Genomic DNA, 16686 nt, shown 5'->3' with positions numbered 1-16686 from the left:
GCGGGCTCGCCCGCCCGGCGCTACGGCAGGATGCGGAACTCGGCCGACTCGGCGACCGAGCGGTACCCGTCGTCGGGCAGCAGGCGGGCCACGTAGCAGCCGGGGTCGAGCGGGCCGGTGCCGATCGCGACCGTCCCCTCGATGGCCGAGCCGGTGTAGGCGTAGGCGAGGTACTCGTCGTTGCCGGAGCCGCAGGCGTACAGCGAGATCCAGTCGAGGCCCATGCCCGGTGCTCCCGTGAAGCTCACCCGCACGGCGCCGGGGCGCGGGTCCACCCGCAGGGTCGTGCCCTCGCCCGGCGGGTACAGCCAGACGTCGGCCCGCGACGCGCCCAGGGCGACCGTGTAGCGGCCCCGGTGCAGGCCGCGGGTCGGGAACGTCACCGTCCCGTCGGGGCGGCGGGTGGCCTCGGCGGCGACCAGGCGGCCCCGGTCGTCGCGCAGGGTGACGCGGCCGGAGCCGTGGTACGTGACCGGCAGGGACTGCCCGATCGTGACGCGCCGGGTCTGCGGTGCCACGAGCACCTGCGGTACCGCAGCATCGACCTCGACGGTCGAGACCACGCCGCGATGGTCGGTCGGGTAGGGGGACCGGCCGGCCGCCACCACCTCGCTGGCGATCGTGCGCGACGGCCCGGCCCGCAGCACCCAGTCGATGCGGTCGTGCACCTCGTGCGGGTCGCTCTCCGGGCTGCCGGGCGTCCAGGTGAAGCCGGGGTCGCGGACCGGGTCGGGGTGGGCCTCGCGGAACGTGTCGACCAGCCCGGCGCCGGCCAGCGCGGCGCTCGCCGGCCACCGCACCGGGTAGCGGACCTCCGGCCGGACCTTCGCCACCGCCGGCGTCCAGTCCAGGTGCGACGGGCTGTTGAAGTCGCCGGTGAGCAGCACCGGGATGCCCTGGCGGGCCAGCGCCGGCAGCACCCGCACCAGGTCCCGCACGGCCGGCACGCGCACCTGCTGCTCCAGGTCGAGCACCTCGGCCCGGGTGCCGCCGTCGCGGACCAGGTACGGGCCGTACGGGTCCGAAGGAAGGTGGGCGTTGGCGACGGCGACCACGCGGCCCGGCGCGACCTGCACGAAGACGTACAGGCCGTTGCTGCCGGGCGGGTCGATCAGCGGGAAGCGGGACATGACGTGGGCGCGGTTGCTGCCGTACCAGCCGAGGTCGGCGGCGATCCGCTCGACGTTGCGCTCGGGCTCCTGCACGCCGACGACGTCGGCCCGGGCGTCGCGGATGAGCCGCTCCAGCTCGCGCAGCGTGCCGGGGCAGCCGTCGGGCTCGGCGCAGAAGTCGCCGGTGGACAGGTCGAGGTCGTCGCCGCCGTAGAAGATGTTGAGCGTCATGACCCGCAGGCGGGTCGTCGCGGACGCCGCCGCGGGGGCGGCCGGGAGCAGCAGCAGCGCGACGGTCACCAGGGCCCAGAGCTTGCGCACCGGCTCACCGTAGGGACGGCGGCTGTACGGCCGGCGACTCAGGACTGAACGCGCGCCTTGACCCAGGCGGCGATCTGCGTGCGGGACTCGAGGCCGAGCTTGCTCAGGATGTTCGAGACGTGCACGGCGGCGGTGCGGGGGGAGATGTACAGGCGGCGGGCCAGCTCGGCGTTGGTGAGGCCCTCGGCGAGCAGCATGGCGACCTCCCGCTCGCGCGGGGTCAGCGCCCCGTCGCCGGCGCCGGCGGCGGCCGGGGCGGCGAGGCCGAGGCGGCCCCGCAGGGCGGTCAGGTCGGCGACCCGCCAGCCGGACCACTGGGCCAGCAGCGGCTCGGCCGCGCGGACCTGCTCGCGGGCCGCGTCGAGGTCGCCGGCGGCGAGCAGGCAGCGGGCGGCGCCGAGGTGGCCGGTGCCGCGCTGGTTGGGCAGGAGCAGGGTGGGCTCGGCGGTCGCCCGGCGGTACAGGCGCAGCGCTGTTTCGAGGTCGCCGGCGGCCTCGGCGATCTGCGCGTCGGCGAGCCAGCGCCAGACGTCGTCGAAGAGCGGGTCGTCGATCGCCGCGGCGACCGGGCGCAGCTCGTCGACGTGCAGGCCGGCGGCCAGGCCGGCGGAGATGAGGTCGTGCGCGAAGTCGCGGCCGGTGACGCCGGTGAGCCCGACCGCCGCCAGGACCGTGCGCAGGTGCTCGCGGGCCTGCTCGACCCGGCCCTGCCGGCAGGCCAGGTGGAACTGGAGGCCGGGCACCGAGGTCTGGGTGAGCATCGTGTAGGCGTCGCTGGACTGCTCGATGAGGCCCCGCAGCACCGTCTCGGCCTTGTCCAGGTCGCCGGACTCCAGCAGCAGGCCGGTGAAGAAGACGCCGTGGTAGTCGCTGCCGTTGCGGGTGCGCAGCAGGCCCCGGTCGCGGCGCCGGGCGGACTCCAGCTCCGCGAGGGCGGCCGCGAGGTTGCCCTGCTGGACCGCGAGGCGGGCGCGGCCCTGGAAGTAGGAGGCGACCGCGAGCGACTCGAAGCCGGCCTTCTCGGCGAAGGAGCGCATCCGCTCCAGCGCCGCCGCCCAGTCGGCCGGGCCGCCGGGCAGCAGGTTGTACAGGTTGTTCATCGCGCGCGCCGCGAGCAGCCACTCGCCGGCCTGCTCGGCCTGCTGGGCCGCCTCGTTGAGCACCTTGACGCCCTCGTCGACGCCGGCCGCGAAGTTGACCAGCGCCGAGCCCTTCTCGACCTTGCCGGCCAGCCAGACGCCCGGCAGGTCGAGCTGCTCGCCGAGGGCGATGGCCTTGTCGGCCCAGGCCACGGCCCGCTCGGTGTCGTCGGTGAGCATGTACGACTGGGCGATGGCGGCATACGCATACGCCTTGGCGGGGACGTTGCCGAGTGGCTCGATCTCGGCCCGCAGCTCGGCGGCCCGCTCCTGCATGGTGCCGCTGCTGCCGACCTCCCAGCCGAGCCGGACCAGCAGCCGCAGCGCGTCGGCGCGCTCCTCGCGGGTGGCGGCCCCGGCGAGCCAGCGGCGGCCGAGCTCCTGGGCGTCGTCGAGCAGGCCGGCCAGCCAGGCCGCGCGGGCGCCGCAGGCGAGCAGCTCGACGTCGTCGGGCAGCTCGTCGAGGCCCATCTCGGCGAGCTGGAGCGCCTGGTAGGGCGAGCCCATCCCCATGTAGACGTGCAGCCCGCGGCGGGCCGCCTCGACCATGTCGAGATAGCGGCCGGCGCCCTTGGCGTGGTGGGCGACGAGCGCGTAGTCGCGGCTGCCGGTCGACAGCAGCGTCTCCAGGGCCAGCTCGTGCAGGCGGCGGCGCTGCCGGCCGAGCATCTCGTCGACGAGCGCCTCGCGGGTCAGGGCGTGGCGGAAGCTGAACTCGTCCTCACCGGTCTCCACCATGAGGCCGCGGCGGACCAGGTCGCGCAGGGCGTCGATGAGCTCGTTCTCGTCGTGGCCGGTGACCGCGGCGAGCAGGTCGAACGGGACCTTGCGGCCGAGCACGGCGGCGGCCTCGACGATGCGCTGCTCCCCCGCGTCGAGGTCGTCGAGCTGGCGGCGCAGCGCCTCGGCCACGTTCCACGGCAGGGGGCGGTCGCAGAGCGTGTCGAGGTCGGCGTCGCCGTTGGCCTTGAGCAGCTCCTCGAGGAAGAACGGGTTGCCGCCGGTGCGGTTGTGCAGCGAGAGGGCGGTGCGGTACGTCGGGGGCCGCCCGGTGGCGGCCTTGAGGAACGTGGAGGTGTCGGCGAGCGTGAGCCGCTCCAGCCGGACGTTGTTGACCGTGTAGCGCCGCTCGAGCCGGGTCAGCAGGTCGGCGAGCGGGTGCCGGCGGGTGATCTCGTCGGGCCGGTAGGTGCCGATGAGCAGGCGGCCGCCGTTGAGCTCGGCGATGCGCTCGAACAGGGCGACGCTCTCCGAGTCGGCCCAGTGCAGGTCCTCGAAGACGACGATCGACGGGCCGGGCGTGGTGAGCAGCCGGACGATCTCCAGGCCGGCCTGGATCCGGTCGATCATCGAGCGGGACGCGTCGGTCACGACCCGCAGCAGCTCGGGGTCGAGGGCGCCGGAGCGGTTGCAGCTGTCGATCGCACCGAGCAGCACCTCGAACGGGCGGCTGAGGGTGCCGGGATCGGCCTGACCGTCGAGCACCGGCACCGTGTCGGGCAGGCCGGCGATCAGCTCCTGCACGAGGCGGCTCTTGCCGATGCCCGGCTCGCCGCCGAGCATGGCGACGGACGGGTCGGCCGCGTCGACGAGCCGGCGCAATCTGCGCAGCTCGTCGTCGCGGCCGACCATCACCTGGCTCACTCCGCTACGGCTGGCCCGCACGCCACCAGCCTACCGGCGGGTGGGCGCCGGTCCGGTTGTGACGGTCGCGACCTGTGCCACCAGTGGCGGCGTGGAAGCGCGTCCCGGCGGACGCCGTCGCCGAGGCCGAGCAGGCCCTGCTGGCGGTGCTGAAGCTGGCTGTACAGGAAGGCGGGGTGCATCATGTCGAACTCCTTGGTCGTCGTTGATGTATCCATCGTCGCGAAGTAAGGGGTTCTGCACATCCGCATCCATTACGTATGTTCGCCCTCACCTCGTCCTAGTCATCCGTAGTCCCGATTCCGGGCACGAAACAGCCCCGGTGCGGAGGGGTGCACCGGGGCTGTCTTCCCCCGTGGAACTGCGGTTTCGGACGTCTCAGGCGGCGATCCCGGTCCGCTCGTTTCGGCGGCGCAGCCGCACGCGGCTTGTCCAGTGCCTCGCCTCGTCGAGCATGTGCTGCTGCCGCTGACGGACGAGCTCGTTCAGGATCACCGGGTGGTTCGGGTTCATGGCCCTGCTCCTCTCAACCTTGTGCCACCATCCTCCCGCCGTAAGGCCCGTGTTCCATCGGTAGCGCTTACGTATTCGCGGGGGTGGGACATACGTAGTCGGGGAGCCGGGGCGTCTACGTATCCCGGTGCCACCTAGTCATCGTCGCGGGGGCGGTCCATCAGGCGGCGGCGCTGCCAGACGAGCAGCGCGAGGATGGCGACGATGACGACCACCCAGCACAGTTTGCCGATCATTTGCCGACTGTACGCGGAGCGCGGCCGGCGTCCAGCCCCCGGCGCTGCGCCAGCCGGGCGAAGGCGGCGGCGTCGGCCACGGCGGCGCATCCCGGGTCGTTGTTGAAGTAGACGTAGCCGTCCCGGCCGCCGGCCATCCGGCCCGCCCAGGTGTCGAGCGCGCTCCGGCCGTAGCGGGGCCATGGGTCCGCGCGTCCCTCGTGGAAGCGGAGGTACCCCCAGTCCGCGGTCCGCCAGAGCGGCGTCTGCGGCCGGCCGAGGCGGTCGGCCCAGCACAGCGCCGCGCCCCGGCCGCTCAGCACGGCCCGCACCTCGTCGGTCCACCACGACGCGTGCCGCGGCTCGACGGCCACCCGGACCTCGCGCGGGAACGCGGCGAGGGTCGCGTCCAGGGCGGCCGGGTCGGCCTTCAGGTTCGGCGGCAGCTGCAGCAGGACCGGGCCGAGCTTCGGGCCCAGGCCGGCGGCGCGGTCGAGCAGGCGGTGGACCGGCTCCTCGGGCTCGCGCAGGCGGCGGATGTGGGTGAGGTACCGGCTGGCCTTCACGGTGACGGTGAAGTCGTCCGGGGTGCGGTCGCGCCAGGCCTCGAACGTCGAGCGCTCAGGCAGGCGGTAGAAGGCGTTGTTGACCTCGACGGTGTCGAACGCGGTGGCGTAGTGCTCCAGCCAGAGGCGCTGCGGCAGGTCGCGCGGGTAGAACGGACCGCGCCAGTCGCGGTACTGCCAGCCGGAGGTGCCGACCCGGATCACACCGTCCCGGTTTCCCCGCCCGCCGGCCGCTAACCGCCGCAGGGGCCGGTGTCGAGGGCCTCGGTCGTGGCGGCGACGTGCAGGCCGGGCTCGGGGCCGCCGGGGAGCGTGTAGAGCAGCGGGCCGACCGTCACCAGGCCCAGGCCGTGCTTCGGGTTGGGCATCGGCGGCAGGGCGTGCCAGGCGCCGGCCGCCGGGTCGTACGCCTCGACCTGGTTGAACGTGTGCTGACCCTCGCCGCCGGCGGCCACCACCCAGCCGCGGCAGGTGGCGGTCGCGGCCAGGCCGCCGCGCGCGGTGGGCAGGTCGGGCAGGCGGGTCCAGGCGCCGGTGGCCGGGTCGTACGCCTCGACGACGGCCAGGTTGCCGGCCTTCGCCGTGCGGCCGGCGACCGTGTAGACCTTGCCGCCCGTGGCCGCGCCGCCGAGGTGCTCGCGCGGGGTCGGCGGGCCCGGGGCGGTGCGCCAGCGGCCGGCGGCGGTGTCGTAGACGAGCATCGTGGTGGCGAGCGTGTCCTTGCCGGGGCCGATGCCGGCGGCGACGTGGACCGTCCCGCCGATCGCCGCGGCGGCGCCGGCCGCGCGGCCCTCGGGGAGGTCGGCGACGGAGCCCCACTGCTGGTCCGTGGGACCGAGGCGGAAGGCGGCGGCGCTCGGGGTGCCGTCGCCGAGGTATCCGCCGAAGACGTAGATCGTGCCGTCGACCGCGGCCGCCATGGCGTGGTTGACGGCGAGCGGCAGGGGCGGGCCGACGGACCAGCGGCCGGTGGCTGTGTCGAAGATCTCGACGGTGCTCACCGTGCCGCCGTCGGCCCGGTAGCCGCCCGCGACGACGATGCGCGTGCCGCTCACCGCGGCCGCCACCTCCGTGCGCGCGGACGGGGCGTCGGGAAGTCGCTGCCAGGGCGTATCAGACGGGGCCGGGGACGGCTCTGGTTCATGGGAGCAGCCCGACAGCCCGAGCAGGAGCATCGCTACGACCGGCCCGGTACGCATGTCCGTCAGTCTCCCAGGTGGGGTCGAGAAAGTTCAATTCATCGGATAACCGGCAGAAGGGGGCGGCAAAACCGGTATATCCGCTGAAAACGGGCTACGGAGCGCATACGGGGAATCGCTCAGTGTGATGACGGGACAACACATCCGGCATGTTGCCGATATTCTGTGTGTTCAATGTGGGGACCGGAGGGGGGCCGCCCATATGGGCCGGAATGGTGTCGGGTCGAAGCGTGCGCGTCTGCGTCGCGCGTGGTGACCATGACAGCACAGCGCGAGACGCCCGAGCCGCAGAACCCGACCGAGACCGTCCTGCACCTGCACCGGGCGGCGAACGCGGTCCGGCAACACGTGGAGCAGGTCGTCCTGCGGCCGCGGCAGCTCACCTGGACCGGGTTCGTCGTGCTGCGCACCGTCTGGGCCAACCGCAGGATGGAGACCCGGCACGTGGCCGAGCAGGCCGGCATCTCCAAGGCGACGCTGACCGGCGTGGTCGACACGCTCTCCGGGCGCGGCCTGGTGCGCCGCGACGCCCACCCCGGCGACGGGCGCCTCGTCGTGCTCCAACTCACCCGCAAGGGCCAGCGGCTGGTGCGCGAACTGCTGCCCGAGTCGCAGACGGCCGAGGCATTCGCACTGTCGTACCTCGAACCGGCACAACTCGCCGTCGTCACCACTGCGCTGCGTGGACTGATCGATCACCTGGAGCGAGCGCGCTGACCTGCACTAATCGGGTGGATCGGCGTCATCTCGACACCCCGTGCGTCGTTACCGCCAATGGCGCCCTCCGGGGCGGACGATGGGTGCTGAGTTGGTCTACTGTTTGCTCACCGGGCGACTGCCCGGAGCATCCAGTGTGGTCTTTCCATCTCCCGGGGAAAGGACCAGACTGCAGGTGAGATTTGGGGAAGGGACCCGATGACCGAGGCAGGCCTCGACGACGGCGCCGGTGAGTCCGGCACGCCGGACCTGCCGCTGCGCTCCGCCGCTCCCTCGCGCCGGGCCACCGTCGGTGACCTGACGCACAACGACCCGGTCCGCATCGACGACTACCGGCTCCTCGGGCAGCTCGGCGTCGGCGGGATGGGCACCGTCTACCTGGCCCAGACGTCCGACGGTTCCCGGGTCGCCCTGAAGCTCGTCCACGCGCACCTGGCCCGCGACCCGCGGTTCCGCACCCGGTTCGCCGGCGAGGTCCGGGCCGCCCAGCGGGTGCCCGGCTTCTGCACCGCGCGGGTGCTCGACTCCGGCATGCACGAGGAGCGTCCCTACCTCGTCACGGAGTATCTCGAGGGCATCCCGCTGTCCCGGCTGGTCTCCGACGACGGCCCGCTCGACCCGGCGATGCTGCACAGCGTCGCGCTCGGGGTCGCGGCCGCCCTCGCCGCCATCCACAACGTCGGGCTGGTCCACCGCGACCTCAAGCCGAGCAACCTCATGGTCACGCTCGGTGGCGTCCGGATCATCGACTTCGGCATCGCCCGCGCCCTCGACGCGGTCAGCGACATCACCGGCACCGGCAACATCGTCGGCAGCCTCGGCTGGGCCTCCCCCGAGCAGCTGCGCGCCGAGGAGCCGACGGCGGCGATGGACATCTTCGGCTGGGGCTGCCTGGTGGCGTTCGCGGCCACCGGCCGGCACCCGTTCGGCGGCGAGGAGGCGGCCGCCCGGGCCTGGAAGATCCTCGAGGGCGACCCCGACCTGAGCGGCATCCCCGACCCGGTCCGCGACCTGGTCGCCGCGGCGCTGACCCGCGACCCGGCCGAGCGCCCGGACGCCCGCCAGCTGCTGCTGGGCCTGGCGATCGACGACCTCGACGCGGCCGCGGTGCCGGCCCAGACGCGCCGCTGGATGCGCGGCTCGCAGATGTCGCGCCGGCGGGTCACGTCGATGGCGATCGCGGTGCCGATGGCGCTCGTGCTGGTCTTCGCGGCGGCCGAGACGACCAGCGAGCTGATGGGCGGCGGGGGCGACCCGGGGACGCACCGCGGCTCGACCACGGGCGACCAGGTGACGAACAACCTCACCCCGCAGCCCAACCCGCAGGCGACCACCGGCCTGCCCGGCCAGCGGCCCAACCCACAGGCGTCCTCGACCCTGATCGGCAACCCGACGGGCACGCCGCCGCCGGCGCCGACGGCCTCGGCGACCAGCATCCGGGCGACGGTGACGATCTCGGCGAGCCCGCTGCCCACGACCGAGTCGCCCACGGACCCGCCGACGACGACGGAGCCGCCGCCCACGACCGACCCGCCCACGGACCCGCCGACGTCGACGGAGCCCCCGGCGGTCGGCGAGGTCCTCCCGATCGTCCAGCCCTAGCCTTCCCGAAGCCGCCCGCACCCGGGCTTTCCGGGGTGGCGGTCCACGTCTCGACCGCGGCCGTCGCTTCAGGATGGCGGACGCCGGTGCGCCATGGCGGGCCGGCAGGGCGCAGCTGCGCTGAGCCCGGGGGTGGCGTGAACGCCATGGCCGGGCGGCGCTGCGCCGAGCCCGGCCGTGGCGAGGAATCTGCGCCCACCGCTGCCCAGCCGTGAGACAGGCCAGGACCCCAACCCCGCCCGGCCGACCTTCCGCAACTGCTCACACCACCCGCCGGCCGATTGTGCCGGACTTTTCGGAAATGTCGCCCGACGAGCCGACCGGCGGCCGAGTCGGGCGGGGTCGCGGCGAACAGACTCATGATCGATGGCGAGTTCTGGCTGTCATGGCAACCAGAACTCGCCATCGATCATGAACGGAGCGGGCGGCGTCATGATCGTGGGAAACATCTGGTCGTCATGGCAGCCGGATTGTTCCCATGATCATGGGGTGGGCGACGCGGGGCTCAGAGGACGTGCTCGGCGTACAGGCTCAGGGTCTCCTTCAGGACCTCGTCGCCGGGGCGGCTCCAGACGTCCTCGTGGAAGACCTCCACCTCGATCGGGCCCGTGTAGCCCGCGGCGTCGACCGCCTCGCGGAAGCGGCGCAGCTCCACGCAGCCGGTGCCCGGCAGGCCGCGCCCCAGCAGTACACCTTCTGGAAGCGGGGTGACCCAGTCGGCCACCTGGAAGCACGCGATCCGCGACTCCGCACCGGCCCGGGCGATCTGGGACCAGACCTCGTCGTCCCACCACAGGTGGTACGTGTCGACGGTGACGCCGACGTCCTCGGCGGGGTACGGCGCGACCAGGTCCAGGGCGTTGCGCAGGGTCGACACCACGCAGCGGTCGGAGGCGAACATCGGGTGCAGGGGCTCGATCGCGAGGCGTACGCCGGCGTCGCGGGCGTGCGGGACGAGCTCGCCGACCGCGTCGCTCACGCGCCGGCGGGCGGCGTCGATGTCCCGGCTGCCGGCGGGGAGGCCACCGCTCACCAGGACCAGGACGGGCGCGCCCAGGGCGGCCGCCTCCTCGATGGCCCGGAGGTTGTCGTCCTTCCAGTCGGGGGCGGTGAAGAAGCCGGCCCGGCACAGGGACGTGACGGTCAGGCCCTCGGCGCGGAGCAGCGCCGCGGTGCGGTCGAGGCCGTGGTCGGCCACCTGGTCGCGCCACAGGCCGATCTGCGTGACGCCGGCGGCCACGCAGCCGGCCACCGTCTCGTCCATCGGCCAGCGCTTCGTGGTGGCCTGGTTCAGGGAGAAGCGCATCACAGCTCCAGGGAGGGGATCTCGATGCGGCGGCCCTCGGCGGCGGAGCGCAGGCCCAGCTCGGCGAGCTGGACGCCGCGGGCGCCGGCGGCGAAGTCCCACGGGAAGGCCGCGTCGGAGTGGACGTGCCGCAGGAACAGCTCCCACTGCACCTTGAAGCCGTTGTCGTAGACCTCGTTGTCGGGCACGAGCTGCCACTGGTCACGGAAGCGCTCGGTGGCCGGGAGGTCCGGGTTCCACACCGGCTTCGGGGTGGAACCGCGGTGCTGGATGCGGCACTCGCGCAGGCCGGCCACGGCGCTGCCGTGCGTGCCGTCGACCTGGAACTCGACGAGCTCGTCGCGGTACACCCGGACGGCCCACGAGGAGTTGATCTGTGCGACGGCGCCGCCGTCGAGCTCGAAGATGCCGTAGGCGGCGTCGTCGGCGGTCGCCTCGTACTCAAGACCCTGCTCGTCGACGCGGGCCGGGATGTGGGTGGCGATCGTCGCCTGGACCGACCGGACCGGCGCGAAGATCTGCTCCAGCACGTAGTGCCAGTGCGGGAACATGTCGACGACGATGCCGCCGCCGTCGGCCGCGCGGTAGTTCCACGACGGGCGCTGGGCCGTCTGCCAGTCGCCCTCGAAGACCCAGTAGCCGAACTCGCCGCGCACCGACAGGATGCGGCCGAAGAAGCCGCCGTCGACGAGCCGCTTGAGCTTGCGCAGGCCGGGCAGGAACAGCTTGTCCTGCACCACGCCGTGCTTGATGCCGGCGGCGCGCGCGGCCCGGCACAGGTCGACCGCGGCGGCGGTGTCCTCGGCGAGCGGCTTCTCGGTGTACACGTGCTTGCCCGCCTCGATCGCCGCGCGGATCGCCTTCTCGCGCTGCTGCGTCACCTGGGCGTCGAAGTAGATCTGCACGTCGGGCCGGGCGAGCGCGGCGGTCAGGTCGGTGGTCCACTCGGTCAGCCCGTGCCGCTGCGCGATCTCGGCGAGCTTGGTCTCGCTGCGGCCGACCAGGATCGGTTCGGGCCAGAGGCGGGTGCCGTCGGCCAGTGGCAGGCCGCCCTCCTCCCGGATGGCGAGGAGGGACCGGACGAGATGCTGGCGGTACCCCATGCGGCCGGTGACGCCGTTGAGCACGATGCCGATCGGAAGGCGGGACACTGGACCCCTCTCAGAGTCAGACGTGGTAGGTGTCGAGCAGGCCGCACATGCCGTGCCGGCCGTGTTCACTGGGCTCCGGGCGCACCTCGATGCCGCCCGCGGCCAGATGGCTGTGGTCACCGCGCTCCAGCGCGTCGAGCTGCCGGCCGGTGTCGGCGGCGGCCTGCAGGGCGCCGTCCGCCCACCGCTTGCGCCACTCCGGCAGCTTCGGCGCGACGAGCCGGGCGGCGGCGGCGTGGAACTCCGCCAGCGCCGCCGGTCCGCCGTCGCGCAGCGCGCGGAACCCGGTGACGGCGAGGTCGCGCCGGCGGTAGGCGGCGGTGATGTCGTCGCCCGGCAGGGTCGCCGCCGCCTGATAGGCGCCCGCGTCGGCGAGCACGCCGGGCGGGAACGTGATGACCGCGTCGCCCGCCTCGGGCAGGCCGCTGTTCTGCATGACGACGACGATCTGGAGGCCGCCCTCGTTGACCAGGCGGTGGATCGTGCCGGGCGGGAACCAGGCGACGGTGCCCGGCCGCAGCGGCGTCTCGGCGTAGCCGGACGTGGCGAGCGTCTGCACGTGGCCCGCGCCGGCGATCACCACGTACCCTTCCGAGCAGGTGAGGTGCAGGTGCGGTGTGCCGCCGACCAGGCCGTCGGGGGCCGTCGTGTCGTAGACGGACAGTTTCGAAATCCCGACCGCGCCGGGCAACGGCGAACCCATGACCACTCCTGTCGGCAGGAAAACGCTTTCCTGAGGCTAACCGGTACGCTGAGCACCGGTCAATGGAAGGGAGCCAGACGATGGCGACGCTCGCCGATGTCGCCCGCCGCGCGGGCGTGTCACCGGCCACCGCTTCACGCATCATCAGCGGCAGCACGAAGCTGGTGACGGAGGAGCTGCGCGCGCGGGTGCTGCGAGCGGTCGACGAGCTGCAGTACGTGCCGAACGCGCACGCCCAGCTGCTCGCGCGGGCCCAGCGGACCGCGGTGGGCGTGATCGTGCACGACGTCTCCGACCCGTACTTCGCCGAGATCACCCGCGGCCTGCAGCAGGTCGCGACCGCGAACGGCCGCCTCGTCATCATCTGCAACAGCTACCGCGACCCGGCGCGCGAGCTGGAGTACGTCGAGCTGCTGCGGGCCCAGCAGGTCGCCGCGATCGTGCTGGCCGGCTCGGGCTACCACGACCCGTCGTTCACCAAGGCGCTGAAGGGCAAGCTCGCCGCGTACACGCGCACGGGCGGCCGGGTCTCCGTCATCGGCCGCCACGAACTGCCGGGCGACGCGGTCATGCCGGCCAACGAGGAGGGCGGCTACCTGGCCGGCTGCGAGGTGTTCGGCGCCGGCCACCGCAAGGTCGGCGTGATCGCCGGCCCGAAGGTGCTCACCACGACCACCGACCGGCTGGCCGGCCTGCGCCGCGCCGCCCGCGAGCTGGGCCGCACGTTACCGGCCCGCCGGGTCGCGTACGCGGCGTTCGACCGCGACGGCGGCGCCGAGGCGACCGGGCGGCTGCTCGCCGACACCCCCGACCTGACCGCAGTCGTGGCCCTCAACGACTCGATGGCGGTCGGCGCGCTCAGCGCGCTGCGGGCCCGCGGGATCGCCGTGCCGGACGACGTGAGCGTCATCGGGTTCGACGACATGCCGATCGCCCGCGACGTGACCCCGGCGCTGACCACGATCCGGCTGCCGCTGACCGAGATGGGCGCCCGCGCGATGGCCCTGGCCCTCGACGACGAGGAGCGCCACGACCGGGTCGAGCCGGCCGCGGCGACCCTGGTCCGCCGGGAGAGCAGTCAGCCGTTGACGTCCCGGTAGGTGGGAAGGCGGTCACCGGTGGGCGCGCCGTCCCGCACGGCGACCGCGGTGTCGACGGCCGCCTGGAGGGCCGCCCGGAACGGCAGCGACCCGAGGCTCACCCGGGCCACGCCGAGCGTGGCGAGTTCGGCGAGCGTCGATTTCCCGGGCAGATACAGGACATTCAGCGGTACCTCCACCGCCTGCGCGATCGCCCTGATGTCCGCGGCGTCGGCGAGCCCGGGGACGAACACCCCGTCGGCGCCGGCGTCGGCGTAGCGGCGGACCCGCTCGATCGCCTCGGCGGCGGTACCGGCGCGGAGCCAGTGGGTGTCGGTGCGGGCGTTGACGAACAGGTCGGGCGCCGCCCGCTTGATCCGCCGGACGAGGTCGGCGTGCTCGCCGGGGTCACCCATCGCGTCCTCGACGTTGACCCCCACTGCCCCGGCCTCGGCCACCGCCACGGCGGTCTCGACCGAGCCGCGCTCGATGTCGGCGGTGACCAGGCAGCCGAGCCCGCGCAGGCGCCGCACGAGGGCGACGGTGTCGGCGGCGGTGAGGTTGTCGCCGTCGGGCCGCCCCGCGGCGGCGGCGACCCCGAGGCTCGTGGTGCCGAGGGCCCGGAACCCGGCCCGGACCATGGCCTGCGCCGATGCCACGTCCCAGACGTTGGGAAGCAGCAAAGGCGCGCCGGGCCGGTGGAGATCGGCAAACGTCGTCATCGGGCGACTCCTTCCGTTCGGCCGTGGGCGGCTCGGACGCCGGGGGCATCGGTGGCCGCGTCCGGAGCGGCGAGGGCGCTCGCAGCGGCGGGGCTCGCAGCGGCGGCACTCGCAGCGGCGGCGCTCGAAACTGCGGCGCTCGAACCCAGGGCGCTCGACGCGAGCGCCAGGGCATGGGCGCGGCCGGGACAGGCGCGGGGCCCGGCGCCGAACGGGTCCGCGGCCAGGCTGACCCGCACGACCTCGCCGGCCGCGATCGCCAGGCCGCCGACGGTGGTGTCCTCCGTGGCCTGACGCCGGGTGGCCGGGACCGGTGGGTCGTCGCGGAGCACCTCCTCGACGCTCCGGGTGCGGGCGCGATCGATGAGTGTCTCCGTCGCCGTGCACGCCTGGACGAGCAGGCAGAGGTGCGCGGCGGTCCGCTCGTCCCGGTGGCCGCCGAGCAGGGCCACGAGCCGCTCGACGGCCGCGTCGGCCGCATCCACCCCAACCTCCCGTCCGTCCGGCGCGGGCAGACCGGCCGACGCCGGCTGGTAGGACGCCGCCACCAGGCGGACGTCCTCCACCAGGCGCGGGGTCGGCGGCACGCCCAGCGCCGCGGCCAGGGTCGCCACCGGGTGGGCCGGCGGGGCGGCGGCCAGCGCCGCCGGGTCGATGGCCGCGAGCAGCGACTCCGCCAGCGCGCGGCGGCGGGTGTGGGCCGGGCCGTCGGCGAAGCGGCTCACCGTGGCGCGGAGCCAGGCCAGGCCGGTGGAGCCCGGCGGCACCGGCGGGACGCGGAACGCCGGGTCGGTCAGGACGCCCCGGGCCAGCGCCGGATCCGAGATCTCTCGCATGGGTTCCACGCTAGGCGCGGGACGGTTCGGTGCCGGCCGAACCGTCGGCGGCGCAGGATGGAGGGCATGAGCACCGGCGCGAAGGACCTGGCCGCGCTCGCCGCCCTGCTCGCGGACGAGACGCGGGCCGCGATGTGCCTGGCCCTGCTCGACGGGCGGGCCTGGACGGCGGGTGAGCTGGCGGCGCACGCCGGTGTCGCCCGGTCCACGGCCACCGAGCACCTGCACCGCCTCACCGAGGGCGGCCTGCTCGCCGAGGAGCGGCAGGGGCGGCACCGGTACCTCCGGCTGGCCGACCCGTCCGTCGCCGGCCTGCTGGAGGACATGGCCGCCCGGCTGGGGCCGGCCCGGCCGGCCACGGGACTGCGCGCGGTCACCGCCGCGGCGGCCCTGCAGCGCGGGCGGACCTGCTACGACCACCTCGCCGGCCGGCTCGGGGTCGCGCTCACCGACGCGATGACCACCAGAGGGCTGCTCGACCAGCGGGGCGGGTTCGCCGTCACCGAGGCCGGGCTGGCGTGGCTGACCGGGCCGGCCGGGCTCGAACCGGCCGCGTTCGAGCGGCCGAAGCGGCCGATCGCGCGGGCCTGCCTCGACTGGACCGAGCGCCGCCCGCACCTGGCCGGGCTGGCCGGGGCGCGGCTGTGCGAGCGGTTCCTGGCGCTCGGCTGGGTGGCCCGGATCGGCAGTGGGCGGGCGGTGCGGGTCACCCCGGCCGGCTCGCGCGGGCTGCGCGACCTGCTCGGCATCGAGGGGCTCGATTGATTTTCGGCGGAGATGGGTAGACAGCGCTCACTTCGAATGCGTTCCCCCTCGCAAGGAGGCTGTCATGTTCGCCATCATCGCCGTCGTCCTGTTCCTCATCGCGCTGCTGCTCGACCTGTTCGGCGGCGACCTCGGGCCGGTGTTCGACATCCCGACGCTCACCCTCGCCGGGTTCCTCTGCATCGCCCTGCACCTGGCCGGCGCCGGCACCTGGCACACCCGGTTCGGCGGGTACCGGCGGCGCCGCCGGTAAGGCACCAGGGACCACACTGGACCGCATGACCGTTCGCATCGAGCGCTCCGGGCCGGTCTGGACCGTCGTCCTCGACCGCCCGGAGACGCGCAACGCCGTCGACCGCACCACCGCCGAGGCGCTGGCGGCGGCGTTCCGCGAGTTCGACGCCGACGACACGGCCGCGGTGGCGGTGCTGTGGGGCGCCGGCGGCACGTTCTGCTCCGGCGCCGACCTCAAGGCCGTCGCGGCCGGTGACGGCAACCGGGTCGAGCCGGACGGCGACGGGCCGCTCGGCCCGACCCGGATGGCGCTGGGCAAGCCGGTGATCGCCGCCGTGGCCGGCCACGCCGTCGCCGGCGGCCTGGAGCTGGCGATCTGGTGCGACCTGCGGGTCGTCGAGGAGGACGCCGTGTTCGGCGTCTTCTGCCGGCGCTGGGGCGTGCCGCTGATCGACGGCGGCACGGTGCGCCTGCCCCGCCTCATCGGTACCGGCCGGGCGCTCGACCTGATCCTCACCGGCCGGCCGGTCGGTGCCGACGAGGCGATGCGCATCGGCCTGGCCGACCGCGTGGTCCCGCCCGGCACCGCGCGCGCGGCCGCCGAGGCGCTGGCCGCCCAGCTCGCCGCGCTCCCCCAGGCCTGCCTGCGCAACGACCGGGCGGCGCTGTACGCGGGGCTGGACCGGCCGCTCGACGAGGCGCTCGCCGACGAATACGGGTTCGGGGTCGCGTCGCTGGCCGCCGGTGCCCGCGAGGGAGCGGCCCGGTTCGCGGCGGGTGAAGGGCGCCACGGCGGCCAACCTTCGTAGGGAACGGGCCAGCACCTTGGAGCCGCCGGAAACGTCGTTATCGTGAGGGCGTG

At 74.4% G+C, this 16686-nt stretch carries 17 protein-coding genes; 7 read left to right on the top strand and 10 right to left on the bottom strand.

Annotated elements, in window-relative coordinates; all coding sequences use genetic code 11:
- Positions 1-20: 20 nt before the first annotated feature.
- A complete protein-coding gene (locus ABZS66_RS01780; RefSeq protein WP_354754146.1) occupies positions 21-1433 on the bottom strand; it encodes an endonuclease/exonuclease/phosphatase family protein in 1413 nt (470 codons plus the stop codon).
- A 38-nt stretch (positions 1434-1471) separates the two neighbouring features.
- On the bottom strand, positions 1472-4237 hold the full coding sequence (locus ABZS66_RS01775; protein ID WP_354754144.1) for an AAA family ATPase: 2766 nt from the start codon (positions 4235-4237) through the stop codon (positions 1472-1474).
- A 62-nt stretch (positions 4238-4299) separates the two neighbouring features.
- On the opposite strand from ABZS66_RS01775, the gene ABZS66_RS01770 reads away from it, so the two are divergent.
- Positions 4300-4425 (top strand): hypothetical protein, encoded by a 126-nt coding sequence (locus ABZS66_RS01770; protein WP_354754142.1) that lies wholly within the window; start codon positions 4300-4302, stop codon positions 4423-4425.
- A 169-nt stretch (positions 4426-4594) separates the two neighbouring features.
- On the opposite strand, the gene ABZS66_RS01765 is transcribed toward ABZS66_RS01770, so the two are convergent.
- The 3 genes from ABZS66_RS01765 to ABZS66_RS01755 all read right to left on the bottom strand — a co-directional run bounded on the left by ABZS66_RS01765 (position 4595) and on the right by ABZS66_RS01755 (position 6685).
- Complete coding sequence (locus ABZS66_RS01765; RefSeq protein ID WP_354754140.1) at positions 4595-4729, bottom strand: hypothetical protein; 135 nt, start codon at positions 4727-4729, stop codon at positions 4595-4597.
- A 232-nt stretch (positions 4730-4961) separates the two neighbouring features.
- Positions 4962-5714, bottom strand: a complete 753-nt coding sequence (locus ABZS66_RS01760; protein ID WP_354754138.1) for a DUF72 domain-containing protein — start codon at positions 5712-5714, stop codon at positions 4962-4964.
- Positions 5715-5743: 29 nt separating this feature from the next.
- Positions 5744-6685 carry a kelch repeat-containing protein gene (locus ABZS66_RS01755; RefSeq protein ID WP_354754320.1) on the bottom strand — a complete coding sequence of 314 codons (942 nt, stop codon included), beginning with the start codon at positions 6683-6685 and terminating at the stop codon, positions 5744-5746.
- A 282-nt stretch (positions 6686-6967) separates the two neighbouring features.
- Between ABZS66_RS01755 and ABZS66_RS01750 the strand changes: the two genes are divergently transcribed.
- Together ABZS66_RS01750 and ABZS66_RS01745 are read left to right on the top strand one after the other, a co-directional pair.
- On the top strand, positions 6968-7426 hold the full coding sequence (locus ABZS66_RS01750; protein WP_354754136.1) for a MarR family transcriptional regulator: 459 nt from the start codon (positions 6968-6970) through the stop codon (positions 7424-7426).
- A 198-nt stretch (positions 7427-7624) separates the two neighbouring features.
- Positions 7625-9028, top strand: a complete 1404-nt coding sequence (locus ABZS66_RS01745) for a serine/threonine-protein kinase (RefSeq protein ID WP_354754134.1) — start codon at positions 7625-7627, stop codon at positions 9026-9028.
- Between the two features lie 505 nt (positions 9029-9533).
- Here the strand turns inward: ABZS66_RS01745 and ABZS66_RS01740 are convergent.
- The 3 genes from ABZS66_RS01740 to ABZS66_RS01730 are packed head-to-tail and all read right to left on the bottom strand — an operon-like array spanning position 9534 to position 12188.
- On the bottom strand, positions 9534-10337 hold the full coding sequence (locus ABZS66_RS01740) for a sugar phosphate isomerase/epimerase family protein (protein WP_354754133.1): 804 nt from the start codon (positions 10335-10337) through the stop codon (positions 9534-9536).
- Positions 10334-11485, bottom strand: a complete 1152-nt coding sequence (locus tag ABZS66_RS01735; protein WP_354754131.1) for a Gfo/Idh/MocA family oxidoreductase — start codon at positions 11483-11485, stop codon at positions 10334-10336. Before ABZS66_RS01735 ends, ABZS66_RS01740 begins: the two co-directional genes overlap by 4 nt.
- Positions 11486-11501: 16 nt before the next feature.
- Positions 11502-12188, bottom strand: coding sequence for a cupin domain-containing protein (locus ABZS66_RS01730; protein ID WP_354754129.1), 687 nt, complete (start codon positions 12186-12188; stop codon positions 11502-11504).
- Between the two features lie 80 nt (positions 12189-12268).
- On the opposite strand from ABZS66_RS01730, the gene ABZS66_RS01725 reads away from it, so the two are divergent.
- Positions 12269-13288: a LacI family DNA-binding transcriptional regulator gene (locus tag ABZS66_RS01725; RefSeq protein WP_354754127.1), complete on the top strand. Its 1020-nt coding sequence runs from the start codon at positions 12269-12271 to the stop codon at positions 13286-13288.
- Here the strand turns inward: ABZS66_RS01725 and ABZS66_RS01720 are convergent.
- Both ABZS66_RS01720 and ABZS66_RS01715 read right to left on the bottom strand, forming a co-directional pair.
- A complete protein-coding gene (locus ABZS66_RS01720) occupies positions 13267-13989 on the bottom strand; it encodes an isocitrate lyase/phosphoenolpyruvate mutase family protein (protein ID WP_354754125.1) in 723 nt (240 codons plus the stop codon). The genes ABZS66_RS01725 and ABZS66_RS01720 overlap by 22 nt on opposite strands.
- Positions 13986-14825, bottom strand: coding sequence for a hypothetical protein (locus tag ABZS66_RS01715; RefSeq protein WP_354754123.1), 840 nt, complete (start codon positions 14823-14825; stop codon positions 13986-13988). Before ABZS66_RS01715 ends, ABZS66_RS01720 begins: the two co-directional genes overlap by 4 nt.
- Before the next feature lie 66 nt (positions 14826-14891).
- On the opposite strand from ABZS66_RS01715, the gene ABZS66_RS01710 reads away from it, so the two are divergent.
- The 3 genes from ABZS66_RS01710 to ABZS66_RS01700 all read left to right on the top strand — a co-directional run bounded on the left by ABZS66_RS01710 (position 14892) and on the right by ABZS66_RS01700 (position 16633).
- A complete protein-coding gene (locus tag ABZS66_RS01710; RefSeq protein WP_354754121.1) occupies positions 14892-15590 on the top strand; it encodes a winged helix-turn-helix domain-containing protein in 699 nt (232 codons plus the stop codon).
- A 64-nt stretch (positions 15591-15654) separates the two neighbouring features.
- Complete coding sequence (locus ABZS66_RS01705; protein ID WP_354754119.1) at positions 15655-15843, top strand: hypothetical protein; 189 nt, start codon at positions 15655-15657, stop codon at positions 15841-15843.
- Positions 15844-15868: 25 nt separating this feature from the next.
- Positions 15869-16633, top strand: a complete 765-nt coding sequence (locus ABZS66_RS01700) for a crotonase/enoyl-CoA hydratase family protein (protein WP_354754118.1) — start codon at positions 15869-15871, stop codon at positions 16631-16633.
- The last annotated feature ends 53 nt before the right edge of the window (positions 16634-16686 follow it).

The sequence above is a fragment of the Dactylosporangium sp. NPDC005572 genome (assembly GCF_040605515.1).
Classification (GTDB): Bacteria; Actinomycetota; Actinomycetes; order Mycobacteriales; family Micromonosporaceae; genus Dactylosporangium.
The sequence above is the reverse complement of the archived record's forward strand: the minus strand, read 5'-3'. Positions and strand labels throughout refer to the sequence as shown.